This window comes from Neobacillus niacini, from assembly GCF_048572935.1.
GTDB classification, from domain to species: domain Bacteria; phylum Bacillota; class Bacilli; order Bacillales; family Cytobacillaceae; genus Neobacillus; species Neobacillus niacini.
The window spans coordinates 3,445,463-3,461,945 of the sequence record NZ_CP183883.1; the positions used below are offsets into that span (position 1 = coordinate 3,445,463).

Genomic DNA, 16,483 nt, shown 5'->3' on the forward strand with positions numbered 1-16,483 from the left:
CTGCCGATTGGCAGCTTTTTATGTAGATTAAGGTGTAGGATCTCAAATATCCTGTGTCATTCCAAGCTCTATTTACTAATAATAATGGATAACTTGTAGTTAACATATTTGTTTAAGCGTACTAAAAATGCATCTAATACCTCATTGGAAGGAAATTTGCATTCTAATAGATAACAGCTATCTCCGCCGATTTTGTAGTTGTTAATTACGTATGGTTCCTGTGTTTTAATAAAAGATAAATAAGGTTCATGATGAGTGCTTTTTGTAAAGATGCTTATCATTGCGTGAACAACATACCCTAATTTTATTTGATTGATTTTAATGGTATATCCCTCTATAATTCCGCTATCCTCTAACTTTGCCACTCTTGCTGAAGTTGCTTGTCCAGTTAAATGGACTTTCTCACCCAACTCCTTCATTGTAATACGACTGTTTTTAGAAAGTTCATCTAATATACGTATGTCGGTAGGATCTAACATTTATTCAACTCCTTTCATTAATCAAGTAAAAACGGCCAAAGACTTGATTTAATCTATGTAACTGTTTATGGAGATAGTATAAACTACATCTAGATTATAGAAAAGGAGTTAAAAAACATGAATATACAACTAATTCGAAATGCTACCCTTGTTGTCCACTATGCGGGGAAAAAGTTTTTAATAGATCCATTTTTAGCAGAGAAGGGGACGTACCCGCCTTTTCCTAATTCATTAAGACAAGATCAAAAAAATCCTTTAGTCAGCTTACCAACATCGATTGATAACGTTCTTAAAAATATAGATGCAGTCATTGTTACGCATCTTCATTTAGACCATTGGGATGACACGGCTAAAGAGGTGTTGCCAAAAGATATAAAAATGTTTGTTCAGAATCAAGAAGATGCCAAAGCAGTTCGAAACGATGGTTTTCAAAATGTAGAAGTTTTACGGGAAGGTACAGTTTTTGAGGATATTAGGTTGATTAAAACATTAGGCGAGCATGGAAGAGGAGAAATCTTAAAACTTGCTGGTGAAGTGTGTGGCGTTGTTTTTAAACATCAAAATGAGAAAACGTTATATGTAGCAGGAGATACAGTTTGGTATGGACCTGTTCTAGAAGTAATTGAAACTCACAAGCCAGAAATTATTGTTGTAAATGGCGGCGATAATCAATTTCTACAAGGCGGCTCTCTTGTGATGGGGAAAGAGGATATCTATGAAGTCTGTAATGCTGCCCCGAACGCGATGATTATATCTGTCCATATGGAAGCTGTAAATCATTGGACTTTATCGAGAGTAGAACTAAAAAGCTTTATTAAAGAAAAAAACATTTCTTCAAATATTTTAGTTCCAGATGACGGGGAATCATACTCATTTTAAGTTAAGTAACGGAGAGTGTTCTAAACCAATACACAAAGCTAAAGGAACACTTGTAAGACACTAAGTCAAATCACGTGTAAAATACTCGCACAACTCCTATACTATATGTGAATAACGAATTGGAGGGACAAGTATGCATATTGAAATGTGGACTGACTTTGCTTGACCATTTTGCTATATTGGCAAAAGGCGTCTGGAGGACGCTATTAAACAGCTTGACCATCCTGTTGAAGTGACATATCGATGTTTCGAATTGGATCCGACAATGGGACGTGATATTAAAGAAAACATTTATGAAGGGTTAGCCAAGAAATATGGCATGAGTATCGCTCAAGCCAAGGCTAATACGCAAAGAATGGTACAGATGGCGAAGGAAGCTGGATTGGATTATCAGATGGATACGTTAATCTTAACCAATACCTTCGATGCGCATCGTTTGACCATGTATGCTAAACATAAGGGACTAATGAAAGAGATTACGGAACGGATACTACATGCGTATTTTACCGAATCCAAACATATTGGAGAACATAAAACCTTAACGGAGCTAGCGGTTGAAGTAGGGTTGAACAGGGAAGATGTAGAAAAAATGCTCGCCAGTGATGACATGAGTGATGTTGTCCGTGCGGATGAGCAGACTGCCAAACAATATGGGGTTACAGGTGTCCCGTTCTTCCTGATTAATAAAAAATATGCCTTGACTGGTGCTCAACCTACTGAGACATTTGTTCAAGCGTTGAAAAAAGTGATCGCAGAAGATCAAATCACCGTTTTAAACAGTGAAGACGGTCTAAATTGTGATGAGGATGGCTGTGAAATCCCTAATAAGTAACGTTTTGGTAGTGTAATGTGTCAATAAGCACTTTTCATAGCAAATATCTGTTTCTCTTGATTTTTTTGAAATGGTAAGGTATTATTTAAATTGGTAAAAGAAAACATAATAATTAAATATTCCCATTTGGAAGATGGTATAGACAATATTTATATTGAGCTCAAACATAAGCCAAAATAGATACACCCTGTAAAAGGGTTATTCTATTTTGGCTTTTTCTATTATCGGAATTAATTTAAACAGAGGTCGTCTTGAAATAACAAAAATGAGTATGGAACTTGGAATTGAACTCCAGAAAAAAGTAGCTGCATAGGTACATAAATCAGGTAATCAATGAGTACAAAACTGAATTAATTCTGATTAACAGAATAAGGAGAATTAGTAATATGATAAAAATCGGAATAATTGATGATAATGTTCCATTCACAGAGATACTTATAGATTTTCTCTCGACTATCAATGATATGGAGGTGATTGGAGTTGCGCACGATGGAAGGAAGGGGATGGAGTTAATAAAGAATCAGAAACCAGACTTAATCATTTTAGATTTGATTATGCCATTTTCCGATGGACTTTCTTTATTAAAAAATAGATATGAAGAAAACATAACCACAAAGGTGATAATACTTACCTCTTTAGGAACTGAGGATACCATAACACAAGCAAAGGAATTAGGTGCATCCTACTTTTTGATGAAACCAATTGAACTAAGCCATTTACCAAAAATGATATTGTCTATTTGTTCAGAGTATGTTTCAATGAAACCAGCTTTAAAAAAGGTAATACATAACCCAAATCATGATGAAAAATTAGAATTAAAAATCACAGATATTTTACGTTCCATAGGTATTCCGGCAAATCTAAAAGGATATTTTTTTTTAAGAGAAGCTATTCAAATGATAAATAATGGATCTGAATCTAGTTTTTCAAAGGTAATTTATCCTGCTATTGCATCCAAATTTCATACCACTCCAAGTCGTGTAGAAAGAGCCATAAGACATGCAATTGAAGTTGGATGGAATCGAGGAAGTATGGAGCAATTAAATTTTTTATTCGGAAATACAGTTAGTCCATTAAAAGGGCGTCCGACTAATGGTGAATTTATTGCTTTGATTGGGGAGCATTTAAGAGTGCAAAAAGGGTTGGAAGCCGGAGGTTTCACCTCTGTATAATCCCTCTTTTCCTGTATCGATTTTGTGTAGGTATGAGTATTCATAGGCGGAGAATTTCCTGCTAATGTAAATGGGGAAACTTAAGAAGCGGATATTGGCGGAGAAATTCCGATTAACTGCTCTAATAATGACAAAATCCAAAGATTTAGATAAGATAAACGGAAAAACTCCGGTTATTTTAAAGGAAATATGGGTATTTCCCAATTTAGGAGGAATTTTTCCGCTTATAATTTTTATCAACAATAGCTCAGTCCTACTTCGACTGAGCTACAGCTTCTTTTAGTAAACTGCTAATATTAAACTTCTACTTTTTGGAAAAATTGTGGTAAATGCTCTTTGTGTGCCTCTAGCATTTCATCCAAAATCACTTTACCCACTTTATCAGAAGGAACGAGTGGATTTATGGTCATAGCAAGTAAAGCGGTATCGTAGTTTCCTGTAACTGCTGCCTCAGCCGCTACCCGTTCAAATGATTTAATTTGTTGTACGAGCCCTCTAACAGCAACTGGTAAATCTCCATTGATGATTGGTTTTGGTCCCTCTTTTGTGATGACACAACTTACTTCAACGGCTGATTCATAAGGAATACTAGCAATCGCTCCATTATTAATGGTATTAACAGGCTGAATGTCTCGTTTATCATTATAAATGGATGAAATTAAACGAACGGCTGCATCACTGTAATATGCTCCGCCACGTTCTTCTAACTGAGGAGGCTTGATGGCCAAATTAGGATTTTTGTATAGCTCGAATAATTCTTCTTCTAACTTCTTCACGACTTCCGCTCTTGTCGTGCCCGCTTTAAAATTTTTTAGCTCTTTTTCGAGCATTTCGTCACTCTTATAATAGTAAAGATGATATGGACAAGTAAGTGCATTTAATGCGCGAATAAATTCTGGCTCCCAACCTTGACCTTCAACGTTTTTAACAAAGCTGCTGTTCTTTGGACTCGTTAACAGTTCAATTACTTTATCTTTTACACTTACCCCGTCTAAATACACATCTAATCCATAGACCATATGATTTAAACCAGCGAAATCAATCCGTATTCGAGAATGGTCGACATCCAATAACTTTGCCACTCCCATCTCAATTCCGATTGGAACATTACATAAACCAACGATTTTCTTGTGGTCCGTATAGCGAAGAACCGCTTCTGTCACCATGCCGGCAGGGTTTGTAAAGTTGATTAGCCAAGCATTTGGACATAGCTCTTTGATATCTTTTACAATGTCTAAAATGACTGGAATGGTGCGTAATCCTTTGAAAAGGCCACCAGGTCCATTTGTTTCTTGACCTAATACCCCGTGGCTTAAAGGAATTCTTTCATCTTTCGCACGAGCGTCCAATAATCCTACGCGAAATTGTGTTGTAACAAAATCGGCACCTTTTAATGCCGTTTTTCGATCAAGTGTTAAATGAACCGTAATCGGAAGACCTGCTTTTTCAATCATCCTTTTTGCGAGACTCCCAACAATCTCCAATTTTTCCTTACCTGCTTCTATATCAACTAACCATAATTCCCTTACAGGTAATTCATCGTATCTTTTAATAAAACCTTCCACTAATTCGGGAGTATAACTTGAACCTCCGCCAATCGTTACTATCTTAATTCCGTTACTCATGGTCATCCTCCTAATAAAAAACGAATTTATAAAACCTATTTTAGAAGAGAAAAAGGGGAATTGATATAGGGTTGAAAGCGATAGATTTCTTTTTCACCGAAAGAAATTTGTTTCACAAAAATAACACTGTGTTTCTCATTTGATGTATACTACTAACAAAAGATCCAATGTTCACATGAAGGGGAGAGAAGACTTTGTTTACAAATGAGGTCATTGCAACATTCAATGAACTTGAGTTGCTGCTTTACAAATACATCATGCAAAATAAAGAAAAAGTTGTATATATGCGTATACGTGATTTGGCGGATGAAGCGCATGTGTCCACTTCCACTATCATGCGGTTCTGTAGGAAATTGGATTGCGAAGGATTTTCGGAGTTTAAAGTAAAACTAAAGCTTTTATTTGATGAAAAAAGTACCCCAAAGATTAAAAGTGGTCAGCATGTGCTAACTGAGTTTTTTGAACGTACTCAAAATGAGAATTTCATTTTGAAGTTAGAGGAGGCTGCGGGAGCCATTTCTAAAGCAGAACATGTATTTTTCATTGGAATTGGCAGTTCAGGAATCCTTGCAGAATACGGTGCAAGATATCTTTCAAGTTTAGGGAAGTTCTCTACGTACTTAAAAGACTGGTATATGCCGGTTCATGCTGACTTACATAATAGTATTACAGTGGCACTTTCTGTTTCTGGAGAAAGTGAGTTTACCACCTCTCACGTACATAAATTAAAAGAAAAAGGCAGTATGATATTAAGTATTACAAATAATGCACAGTCCATGATTGCTAAAATGTCAGATAAAAATGTTTCTTATTATGTGACAGAGGAATTTTTTGACACTGCGAATATTACCACGCAAATTCCAGTTGTTTATATTTTAGAAGAAATGGCACGGATAGTGTATGAAAGGGGTAGAATGAATGATTGAGACGTCAGTAATGGGCACAAAATATTCATTAAAAATTACCTCACTTCAGAACTTATTTAGGTAAGATGATTTACTAAAACTTTACAAAATCACCTTGTTTGATTTGATTCTTTGCAAACCATCCAAGATTGACCTCAAGTGCATAATGATATAAAAGTTTAGGATCATAAGTAGGACAAATTTCTTCTTTACAGGGTACCATATCAAGTATTTTTAGAATTTTTCCTTCTGAATCTAGGAAAGCAATAGATAATGGTATTAAGGTGTTTTTCATCCAGAAACCGCCATATGTTTTTGTTGAAAATACAAATAACATCCCTTCGTTATCCGGTAATTTTTCAACAAACATTAAGCCTTTATCTCTTTTTTTAGGAGTATCTGCAATTTGAACGGTTAATTTGACAATCCTTTTTCCACTAAAAACGTCAATCATCTTTGTTTGAAGCCTTGCTTCTTTTTTTTGAGGAAAAAGAAAACCGATTAATTTTATTGTATTTTTTAACATATTGCACCCTCCTCTTTATCATAATAAAATGACTATTAAATTAGTTTACAAATATCCAGTCATTTTTGTTACATTGGTTCGTTGGATTTTTATAACACAATTTTTCGTGATATCCTAATGATGAGTGAAGAAAGTAGGAGGTAAGCTAATGGCAATTGTCGATATTACAGTGATTCCAGTTGGGACAGGCACACCTAGTGTTAGTGACTATGTAGCTGAAATACAAAAAGTGCTTCAACAGTATGAGGGACGGGTGAAGTATCAATTAACCCCCATGAGTACGTTAATCGAAGGTGATTTAAAATTATTGCTTCAGATTGTTCACGAACTTCATGAAGTTCCGTTTCAGAAAGGTTTACAGAGAGTATGTACGAACGTTAGAATTGATGACCGACGTGACAAGGAAAATACCATGGAGCGGAAGTTACAGTCGGTTCAAGCAAAATTATAAGTCCATCGTATTTAATTTAATTATATTATGTTAACTAAAAGGAAACGCTAGGATGCATAATGTTAAATTGGGGACTGGCTTTTTTTATGTATGGAAGTAATCCCAGATGAATCTGAACAAAAAGAAAATCGTTTTTTTCTTCCTAATAGTCATCTGCGAATCTTGTATCCAATGGGATATTTAAATCAAAATACTGTGTGCTTTGTAGGCAGCCGAAATCGTTTGTGAATTTCGGCTCTATTTCATTGATTAATAAACTTATATTCTTGAATAATCGAGTTAACAATATGCATAGATTCCCACTCTCCTGAAGAAAGAAAGGTGATGGGATATTTTTTTGGAAAAAGGGCTTTGCTAATTTGACTAGGTGTCAAACCATTATCATGAAGATTGATAATATTCCCCTGGAGTTCTAATAAATAATCTAGCTTTCTCTGTAACGACGTACGTCCATCCTTTAGAAAACCAGCATGGCAGCAAAAAACATCACCGAAATCACAAGTTAATACCCTCTTTATCGAAGCAATGATGGTTGGGATACTCTCCTCTCGTAATGCAACCTTTGTTTTTTCCTGGCAATATAGGTCTCCAGTAAATAGCTGGCCCGTTTCACGATTTAAATAAGCTAAATGGTCGATGGCATGACCTGGTGTGTCAATTACGTCCCAAGTAGCATGTCGCGAAGAAAAGGTTTTTCCAATGGGATTTGCTTGAAAAGGACGTCGCTTCCCCCAGAAAACCTTCCGATACATAGGATAATCCGGCTTTTTTTTACAGTAATCCAGCTTCCTTTTACTCATATAAATAGGAAGATTCAGCTCATTTTGTAAAAATGCTGCACACCCGGTATGATCTTCATGAAAATGTGTGATGACTACTTGATCGATATCTTGTTGTTTGAAAAATGGGTGAAACTCCTTTTCTAATGAAGCAGAACCCGTATCAATGAGAACTCCATCCACGACGAAGCAATGAACATTTAATTGTACCCCTTGAAATGAAACCGTGCCGTTTCCATCTTGAACACCATTTATCGTCTGTTGGTTAAAATTCTTCTTAAGCAACATAATATGAAACCTCCCATTACCGAACCCTTTGTAAAATTTTAACACAAAATGAATTGTTATTCATTAATTAATAAAAGAATATGAACATCGTTTTATAAATAATAATATTATGTTAACTAATAATTTTACTAGTGATGGTGTTAAAAGTTAGTCTTGTATGCGCTTTTTAATTTTTTTGAGTTGGAGATCTTAAATCATGCAACCCTGAAGTTACTTGTTCTTGACAAGCAACTTCAGGGTTGCTTATACTCTATATATGAATTGGGACAAAGACGTCATATTTAAAGCACTAAGTGATTCCACTCGACGGCTCATTTTAGACGAACTAACCGAACGTAACGAGTTGACATTGTATGAACTTACGGTTCGACTTATTATGAAGCACCACCTAGCCATTTCGCGACAGGCAATCGCTAAACATCTTTCTGTATTGGAAGGTGCAGCGCTCGTAAAATCAAAAAGAAAGGGAAAATATCGAGTAATTCAATTCAACAATGAACCACTTAAAGATTTGTTAAAAGGATGGATAGAGTAATTTATAGATCAGCATAGGACTTCTGACTAATGTATGGGTTTTATTACTTAATACCAGGTTATTAACACGGCACACTACCACATATCAAAGGAGACAGAAAAAGTATGAATATTATTGTTACTAGTATTTTTGTAGAAGATCAAGACAAGGCATTAGAGTTTTATACTACAAAGCTAGGCTTTGTAAAAAAGCATGATGTTCCCACCGGAGAATATAGGTGGATAACGCTTGTTTCTCCAGATGAACAAAATGGTACTGAACTTTTGCTCGAACCGAATGTCCACCCTGCAGCAAAGGAGTATCAAAAGAAGATATCTTCTGAAGGCATCCCAGCAACTATGTTTGGAGTTGCAGATATTGATGAGGAGTATAAACGGTTATTGGAAAACGGCGTGAAATTTACGATGGAGCCCACAAAAATGGGTGAGGTTAGAATAGCTGTCTTTGACGATACATGCGGCAACCTTATTCAAATAATTCAGCAATAACATCATGTCATTCTATATCAAAATAACCAGTTTACTTAACCCTGTCCTATATTAAAGACGGGGTTAAGTGAAGTATTTTTAAAATTATAGAAATAACTGAAATTATCTTCATGAAAAAGATATAGCTAGTCAGAAGGCTGTATCTTTAAGTTAATTAATTATTATCTAGGTTTAATAATTCAGAAACGTAAGTATAACAACGCTCAAGTTCATCAAGTGATACTAATGAAGGGTTATGCTCAAACGTTACATGGAATGAATTGTTTTTTTTAGCTAAGTACTTTAGATATGTAATGGAATCTCCATAAAAATCATTTTTCTGGTGAAAAGGAAGTACTGGTAAATGCCTTTTCACTTTATTCCCATAGTATGTATTACTATAATGAAGTAAATAGACAGATTGATGGATTTCATCAATAAGTGAACAAGGATTAAATCCTGGAAACGCCCTTTTATGATAATCCATCCGTTGTGTATCCAAAACTAATCCGATTTCTGGATACTTTTTGAACATTTCTACATATACCTCTTGAAATTCACCAAAAAAGTCATATTCTAATACGATTCTTTGTTTATATTTATTTTGAAATTTGATCAGGTTTTCAAATAAATAACAGCTATAATCTCTTAGTTGTTCTTTGGAATAGTCACTATACTCAAAGTAAGGATAGTCCTTTGGTGCTTCCCAAAGCATTTTGTTTTTCGCCTTAGGGAATATAGGAGGAAATGGATAATGAAATAAAATATATTCGGCATTCACTATAGTTGAATCTACTATTTGTCTCTCCAAATCCAAAATTGCATTTTCTCTTTCATGTTTGTTGGCACTTGAAAGCAGCGGATAGTCATGATTAGAATAAGTAGGTGCGTGTATGCCTATTTTCAAGTTTTGTTTAGTAGCAAACTTGTTTAATAAAATATAATCCTCCTTAGAATTGAATTGGGAGACTTCCAAGCCTGTAATGGAAGGATGACTGTATCTTTCCCATAAAGATTGATCGAAACGATGCCACATTCCAATTTGTAATCGCCTCATTTGTGAATTCTCCTCAAATGTAATATTTTTACACTTTTAACCTATCAATTGGATTATCTCAAAAACCTTATAATTAAACAATTCTTTTATGATTTATATGGGTGCTTCAAACAAGAAGACATTTTAACCCCAAATTAAAAGAATTTGGAAAAATCGGCTAGTAGAGGCCTCAGAAATTAAGGAGTCAAGTAAGGTTTTGAAAAATACAATAAAATGTATAATGGAAAAACTGTAAAAACAGTCACAAAGTTATACATACAAAAATTTAAAATGAATGGATGAGGAGCTGCTAAATACGGCGGCTTTTTTTGTGGTCTAATGGGACAGTGTAATCGAAGAACGTAAATTGTTATAGGAATCATAAAGAACTAAATAATCTAATTAATATTAGGTAGAATGATTGGAGATATTATTTAGAAAGGAGTGGAAAAAATGAGTCATCCAATAAATAAATTGCCTTTTATAGAATTAACCGCAAATGAGGTATCTAATCTATGGTCTTCCTATTTAATGAACAGTATGGAACAAAGACTTTTGCAATATTTTTTTGCAAGTACGGAAGATAGCGAAATAAGGCAAGTGATAGAACAGATGTTAAATCAATCACAAAAGAATATAAATGAACTCCAGGAGATTCTTGTCAAAGAGAATCTTACGGTCCCTATTGGTTTTACCGATGAAGACGTAAGGGTTGACGCACCAAAAGTATTTTCGGATACATTTATTATGCATTTTTGTTTTGATTTAACACACCTCTCAATGAGTACATATCCAGTTGCATTATCGGATTGCACCAGAAACGATGTTCGAGATCATTTTCAAGTAAACATTGCATTTTCTGTAAGAATACAGAATGAAATTGTCGACATAATGTTATCAAAAGGTATATATTTGAAACCACCACAAGTAGCAATAGATAGTAAGGTCGAAATTGCTGATAACTTCTTCTATCTTAATGGTTTTTTTGGTGCTTCAAGACCTTTAAATGCTCCTGAAATCGCTAATGTTTCAAGGATTATACATAGGGCACAGTTTTCAAAAATGGTTTTTGTCACTTTTAGTAAATTAGCCCAAACAAAAGAGCTGAAACAACATTTTGCTAAAGGGAGGGATGGAATCGAAAAAGTTTTAGATTCACTTCAAGAAGTTCTTGAAAAGGAAAATATTCCGATTTCATCCTCAGGGGACTTTCAAATCTCCAATGTTGAAATGTCTCCATTTTCCGATAAGTTAATGTTGTTTTTTGTGAATACATGCTTGGGTATATTTTGTTTTGCTATGATAAGTCAGGCAATGACTTCCAGTTTAAGAACGGATATAACCTCAAAATTAAGTAAAATATCAGATGATATGAAGAAGTTTTACGGAATCGGTTTACTTTTAGCGATCAAAGAAAAGTGGTTTGAACAACCTCCCCAAGCAGTGGATAGAAAAGTTTAGTTGTTAATAAAACAAATCCATCTATAACCTTAAAGAAAACCCCTAATTATTATGTAATGAAGATGAGGAATTTTCACTTAAAAGTTAATAAACAAACTGAGGCGACGTGTTAATAGGCGTCGCTGTTTTCTTTTAAACATGGTATTTATACATAGGTTTAATTATTTAAACACCAATACTTTTTTCTCTTTGTTGAATTAGAATAGAAGAAAAGTAATCTTTAAGGTTGCTTTTCTTTTTTGATAAAATACTAGAAAAATATAGTAAAACGTTATATAGTTGGAAAAAACAATTAAAATATTCTTAATATAGTAGACAAATAAAAAATAAGGAGCTCAAAATGAACACGAAAGACAAATGGAATTTAAAACATCTTGATCGAATCACTCAGCTAAAGGAACCACAACCCAATCCAAGATTAAAGAAGCTTGCATCATACTTTAAGGAAGGCGGTACTGCTCTAGATATAGCATGTGGTCTTGGTGGAAACAGTTTGTTTCTTGCAGGAATGAACAACCAAGTCGAGGCAGTTGATATTTCAGACGTTGCGATCAACTATGTTCAAGAACAGGCTGCCAAAGATAATTTAAGTGTGCAGCCTCGAGTAACGGATTTAACAAATTTAGATACGCTAAATTGGCCGAGTAATCCCTTTGACTTCATTGTTATGTCCTATTACCTAGATCGCTCACTTTTTCCAATTGTAAAGAACGTTCTAAAAGATGGGGGTTATTTCTTTATGGAAACCTATTATCGGTCACCGTTCACAGAGGAACAAGGAGTATCTGACCAATACAAGCTAAGGTCAAATGAGTTGTTAGAAGAATTTGGAGATTGGAAGGTTCTTTATTTTGAAGAGAACGAACAAGAAGGCTGGCAATCGATATTTTGTCAGAAACGTTAAGTATAGTTTGAACCGCATTTTTATATGCGGTTCCCTATTAGGACATTTTATTTTCGCTAAAATCAGAGGAGTCGTTGTAATCATAACGAAACCCATCTTCTTGTGCAGGAATACTCTTGTTTGTTTCCATGGTGTCTGATTCATTTGTTAAGATCGGTTTATTGTTTTCTTTATTTGATTTGCCACTCTTTGAATTCACCTTTGTTAGCCTCCTACAATCAATTTCAATCTCCTCTAGTATTCCTAAAGGTTTTCTTCTTATACATCCGTGTTTTTCCTAGAAAACGGCATTACCCAAATCATCGTATTATGATGAAAGAAGTTGGTATTGCTGATTCATTATCACTAACGCCCCGTGTAAAAGGTAAAGTGAACGACTTGAATGCAACACATCATTTTTGATTAAAAGGTATTTTTTTCTTTTAGGGGCGAAAACACATACAGTAAATTTTTTCATATTTTATTTTATAAATAGTGAGACAGAAGGGATGGACCAATGTGAAAATCTCACTTCGAGATCAAGTTTTAAAAAAGGAAGGTACGTCTTTTCCTTCAAAAACCTATACATCCATGGTGCTCCAACCTGCCTATGATGAAGCAAAGCACCAATTCATAGACTCAATGCTGGAAATTCATTACGCTCATTTAATCATGCTTGTGGAGCAGGGGCTGGTTGGAAAAGAAGAAGCAGAAAAAATTGCTAAAGCAGTTTCAAACTTAGATCAGGAGGATGTTAAAAAAAGAAGTTATACCGGTGAATTTGAGGATTTGTTTTTTGAAGTCGAACATTTTTTAATTCAAGACATAGGCGATATTGCAGGAAACCTTCATATCGCAAGAAGCCGAAATGATATGGGAATAGCCATTTACCGCATGACATTACGGAAAAAGCTATTATTATTGATAGAAAAGGCGTTAACACTTCGAGAGGGCCTTATTGAATTGACCAAAGAGCATAAAGAAACCGTGATGATTGGCTATACACATACTCAACAGGCGCAGCCAACCACATTAAGTCATTATTTAAATGCGATGACTGATATGCTTACACGTGATATTTATCGACTACAAGCAGCCTATAAAACGGTGAATCGGAGCAGTATGGGTGCAGCAGCATTAACAACATCGGGGTTTCAGATTAATCGTGACCGTATGAAGGCTCTTCTTGGCTTTGAGGATATGATTGATAATGCCTGGGATGCGGTTGCAGGTGCAGATTATATTGCCGAAACAGCGACTGCAGTTCAATTATCCGCATTAAATTTAGGAAGATCGATGCAAGACTTCTTATTATGGGGTACACAGGAGTATGGTGCATTTCTACTTTCGGACCCATACGTCCAAATTAGTTCCATTATGCCCCAAAAAAGAAACCCTGTTTCGATTGAGCATATGCGAGCTCTTTTATCTAGTGTAGCAGGAGATTGTCAAACAGTCTTACTCATGCTCCATAATACACCATTCGGAGATATTGTGGACACAGAGGATGATATGCAGCCCTATATATGGAAAGCAATAGAAAGATTAGGGGACATTTATGAATTGTTAACATCGGTTTTACTTACTATGGAGGTTAATAAAGATACCCTGCTGAAAAGAGCCAAAGAAAGCTTTGCGAACGTGACGGAGCTGGCCGATACCATTGTCCGTAAGGATGGATTGTCATTCCGTCAGGCACACCAAGTTGTAAGTAATATGGTTAAATCGTTAGTGAATAATGGAAATACTTCATTGAACTCATTAACATTGAAACTGTTAAATGAGCAATTCAAAATGGTAGCAGGCAAGAAATCTGCTCTTACGGAAGAAGAATTAAAACAATGTTTGAGTCCCGAATATTTTGTTAAAATCCGTGATTTACAAGGTGGACCAAGTCCAACAAGGATGGAAAAAACAATCAGAGTACGATTACAGGAGCAAGAAGAATTAGCAAGTTGGTTGAAGGAAAGACAAAAACACCTTCTCACCGCAGCTACAAATGTTAAGGAGATTATTACGAAATGGACGGGAGCAAAAAAATAACCCCCCCAAACGGCTTGCGGTCGATGGGGGAGGTACGAAACATTGACATTCTTGTCTGTATAGTTGGAATCATCCTTGGCAATAGGTTTCGCTAAATGTCCAATTATAATTTTATAAAAACTCAATTGATCCAACACAAGTGAGACACTTAAGCCTCTTTTGTCACTTCCTCACCTACTACCTGATAATATAAGCCCCTTCTTTACCTAAAATTTTTGGATTATTATGGTCATTGGACATACCGACAGACTTTTCACTATATACAAGCTTTTAAATAATTTATAATTATCATATAATAGTATATAGTTATTTTATAAATAATATAATTTCATATTGATAGTGTAAAAATAAAGAACTAAAAAGTGTGTGACTAGGTTGCGTCCTAAGCTTGGCGTTACCCTGTATCTTTCTAAAATTTTTAAAAGAAGGTTGGTAAAAATGAGCAACGGAGAAACTAAAACAGACGTCATATTAATAGGCGCCGGAATCATGAGTGCCACTTTGGGGACAATTTTAAAAGAATTAGTACCGGAATGGGAAATAAAAGTGTTCGAGAAACTCGAAAACGCAGGTGAGGAAAGTTCTAATGAATGGAATAATGCTGGAACGGGGCATGCGGCACTCTGTGAGCTTAACTACACGACGGAAAAACCAGATGGATCTGTAGATATTAGTAAAGCAATTAATATTAATGAACAGTTCCAGGTTTCCATGCAATTTTGGTCATACCTTGTAAACAGCGGTCTGGTACAGAATCCACAGGAATTTATCAGACAATTGCCACATATGAGCTTAGTGCAAGGAGAAGAAAATGTAACTTTTTTAAAGAAACGTTTTGAAGCGCTCACAAACAATCCGCTTTTCCAAGGAATGGAATTTTCTGAAGATCCGGAAAAACTGATGGATTGGATCCCACTTATCATGGAAGGCCGCGTATGGAATGAACCTATTGCAGCAACAAAAATTGACTCTGGAACAGACGTCAACTTTGGTGCATTAACGCGCATGTTGTTTAACCATTTAGAAAATAAAAATGTAGATATTAAGTATAATCATAGTGTTTCAGATCTTAAACGCACTAGCGATGGCTTGTGGGAATTGAAAGTTCAAAACCAGTTTAGTGGTAATGTCAAACGCCATACGGCAAAATTTGTCTTCATCGGCGGCGGAGGAGGCAGCCTGCATTTACTGCAAAAGTCTGGTATTCCTGAGGGGAAAAATATAGGTGGATTCCCTGTAAGCGGAATATTTATGGTATGTAATAACCCTGAAGTTGTGGAGCAGCATCATGCAAAAGTATACGGAAAGGCAAAGGTTGGTGCTCCGCCAATGTCTGTTCCTCATCTTGACACAAGATTTATTGACAATAAGAAATCATTGTTATTTGGACCATTTGCCGGTTTTTCACCAAAATTCTTGAAAACAGGTTCAATGCTTGATCTAGTAACCTCTGTTAAACCAAATAATGTGTTAACGATGTTAGCGGCAGGCGCAAAAGAAATGCCCCTAACCAAATACTTGATTCAGCAAGTAATGTTATCAAAAGAACAACGTATGGAAGAGTTACGTGAATTTATCCCGAGTGCTAAAAGTGAGGATTGGGATTTAGTCGTAGCCGGCCAGCGTGTACAGGTTATTAAAGATACTGAAGCTGGTAAAGGAACGCTTCAATTTGGAACCGAAGTCATCACTGCATCTGATGGATCCATTGCAGCATTGCTAGGTGCTTCTCCTGGTGCTTCTACTGCTGTTCACGTTATGCTTCAGGTAATTAAAAAATGCTTCCCGCAACATATCAATGAATGGGAACCGAAAATCAAGGAAATGATTCCTTCATATGGTGTATCACTGATGAAAAATCCAGAACTGCTTCGTGAAATTCACTCTTCGACTGAGCAGTCGCTCGGTTTAAAAGAAAAAGAACTCGCTTACAGTTAGTTCCTTAAATATTTGTTGCAATGAGCACAATATAGAGCAGAAAATTTGCAAATTTTTATTCAAAACTTGTAAATTTTCTGCTTTTTTATAACTATAATGAACTTAGCCTCCATAAAAGTAGAGCTTGTTCCAATTTAAATAAAATAAAAGAATTTCTGCCATTTTATGTTACTATAAGATTGCA

17 protein-coding genes are annotated in these 16,483 nt (G+C 35.3%); 11 read left to right on the forward strand and 6 right to left on the reverse strand.

Going from position 1 to position 16,483, the window contains the following annotated elements:
• Positions 1-68: 68 nt before the first annotated feature.
• Positions 69-479 (reverse strand): Lrp/AsnC family transcriptional regulator, encoded by a 411-nt coding sequence (locus tag ACN6MT_RS17055; protein ID WP_063251779.1) that lies wholly within the window; start codon positions 477-479, stop codon positions 69-71.
• A 117-nt stretch (positions 480-596) separates the two neighbouring features.
• Between ACN6MT_RS17055 and ACN6MT_RS17060 the strand changes: the two genes are divergently transcribed.
• From ACN6MT_RS17060 to spo0A, 3 genes are all read left to right on the forward strand, one after another.
• Positions 597-1,358 (forward strand): MBL fold metallo-hydrolase, encoded by a 762-nt coding sequence (locus ACN6MT_RS17060; RefSeq protein WP_419887195.1) that lies wholly within the window; start codon positions 597-599, stop codon positions 1,356-1,358.
• Positions 1,359-1,563: 205 nt separating this feature from the next.
• On the forward strand, positions 1,564-2,190 hold the full coding sequence (locus ACN6MT_RS17065) for a DsbA family oxidoreductase (RefSeq protein ID WP_419956465.1): 627 nt from the start codon (positions 1,564-1,566) through the stop codon (positions 2,188-2,190).
• A 386-nt stretch (positions 2,191-2,576) separates the two neighbouring features.
• The gene (gene spo0A, locus ACN6MT_RS17070; protein WP_419887196.1) at positions 2,577-3,362 is read left to right on the forward strand and encodes a sporulation transcription factor Spo0A; all 786 of its coding nucleotides are present in this window, start codon (positions 2,577-2,579) and stop codon (positions 3,360-3,362) included.
• A gap of 296 nt (positions 3,363-3,658) precedes the next feature.
• On the opposite strand, the gene ACN6MT_RS17075 is transcribed toward spo0A, so the two are convergent.
• A complete protein-coding gene (locus tag ACN6MT_RS17075; protein WP_419887197.1) occupies positions 3,659-4,987 on the reverse strand; it encodes a 6-phospho-beta-glucosidase in 1,329 nt (442 codons plus the stop codon).
• Positions 4,988-5,181: 194 nt separating this feature from the next.
• Here ACN6MT_RS17075 and ACN6MT_RS17080 point away from each other — a divergent pair, with 194 nt between their 5' ends.
• A complete protein-coding gene (locus tag ACN6MT_RS17080) occupies positions 5,182-5,913 on the forward strand; it encodes a MurR/RpiR family transcriptional regulator (RefSeq protein ID WP_063251784.1) in 732 nt (243 codons plus the stop codon).
• Positions 5,914-5,986: 73 nt separating this feature from the next.
• Here ACN6MT_RS17080 and ACN6MT_RS17085 read toward each other — a convergent pair whose 3' ends face one another.
• Positions 5,987-6,418, reverse strand: coding sequence for a DUF192 domain-containing protein (locus ACN6MT_RS17085; protein ID WP_419887198.1), 432 nt, complete (start codon positions 6,416-6,418; stop codon positions 5,987-5,989).
• A 148-nt stretch (positions 6,419-6,566) separates the two neighbouring features.
• Between ACN6MT_RS17085 and ACN6MT_RS17090 the strand changes: the two genes are divergently transcribed.
• On the forward strand, positions 6,567-6,869 hold the full coding sequence (locus ACN6MT_RS17090; protein WP_063251786.1) for an MTH1187 family thiamine-binding protein: 303 nt from the start codon (positions 6,567-6,569) through the stop codon (positions 6,867-6,869).
• 242 nt (positions 6,870-7,111) lie between these two features.
• On the opposite strand, the gene ACN6MT_RS17095 is transcribed toward ACN6MT_RS17090, so the two are convergent.
• Positions 7,112-7,936 (reverse strand): MBL fold metallo-hydrolase, encoded by an 825-nt coding sequence (locus tag ACN6MT_RS17095; RefSeq protein ID WP_419887199.1) that lies wholly within the window; start codon positions 7,934-7,936, stop codon positions 7,112-7,114.
• 256 nt (positions 7,937-8,192) lie between these two features.
• On the opposite strand from ACN6MT_RS17095, the gene ACN6MT_RS17100 reads away from it, so the two are divergent.
• Both ACN6MT_RS17100 and ACN6MT_RS17105 read left to right on the forward strand, forming a co-directional pair.
• The gene (locus ACN6MT_RS17100; RefSeq protein ID WP_419956466.1) at positions 8,193-8,471 is read left to right on the forward strand and encodes an ArsR/SmtB family transcription factor; all 279 of its coding nucleotides are present in this window, start codon (positions 8,193-8,195) and stop codon (positions 8,469-8,471) included.
• Between the two features lie 104 nt (positions 8,472-8,575).
• On the forward strand, positions 8,576-8,959 hold the full coding sequence (locus ACN6MT_RS17105) for a VOC family protein (RefSeq protein WP_419887200.1): 384 nt from the start codon (positions 8,576-8,578) through the stop codon (positions 8,957-8,959).
• Positions 8,960-9,113: 154 nt separating this feature from the next.
• Here ACN6MT_RS17105 and ACN6MT_RS17110 read toward each other — a convergent pair whose 3' ends face one another.
• Positions 9,114-9,995, reverse strand: coding sequence for a sugar phosphate isomerase/epimerase (locus ACN6MT_RS17110; RefSeq protein WP_419887201.1), 882 nt, complete (start codon positions 9,993-9,995; stop codon positions 9,114-9,116).
• 432 nt (positions 9,996-10,427) lie between these two features.
• On the opposite strand from ACN6MT_RS17110, the gene ACN6MT_RS17115 reads away from it, so the two are divergent.
• Positions 10,428-11,435, forward strand: coding sequence for a DUF3231 family protein (locus tag ACN6MT_RS17115; RefSeq protein ID WP_419887202.1), 1,008 nt, complete (start codon positions 10,428-10,430; stop codon positions 11,433-11,435).
• 340 nt (positions 11,436-11,775) lie between these two features.
• Positions 11,776-12,339, forward strand: coding sequence for a class I SAM-dependent methyltransferase (locus ACN6MT_RS17120; RefSeq protein ID WP_419887203.1), 564 nt, complete (start codon positions 11,776-11,778; stop codon positions 12,337-12,339).
• A 37-nt stretch (positions 12,340-12,376) separates the two neighbouring features.
• On the opposite strand, the gene ACN6MT_RS17125 is transcribed toward ACN6MT_RS17120, so the two are convergent.
• Entirely contained in the window at positions 12,377-12,538 is a 162-nt protein-coding gene (locus ACN6MT_RS17125) for a hypothetical protein (RefSeq protein WP_419887204.1), read from the reverse strand.
• A gap of 299 nt (positions 12,539-12,837) precedes the next feature.
• Here ACN6MT_RS17125 and argH point away from each other — a divergent pair, with 299 nt between their 5' ends.
• Both argH and ACN6MT_RS17135 read left to right on the forward strand, forming a co-directional pair.
• Complete coding sequence (gene argH, locus ACN6MT_RS17130; RefSeq protein WP_419887205.1) at positions 12,838-14,361, forward strand: argininosuccinate lyase; 1,524 nt, start codon at positions 12,838-12,840, stop codon at positions 14,359-14,361.
• A 438-nt stretch (positions 14,362-14,799) separates the two neighbouring features.
• A complete protein-coding gene (locus tag ACN6MT_RS17135; protein ID WP_419887206.1) occupies positions 14,800-16,299 on the forward strand; it encodes a malate:quinone oxidoreductase in 1,500 nt (499 codons plus the stop codon).
• Positions 16,300-16,483 lie beyond the last annotated feature (184 nt).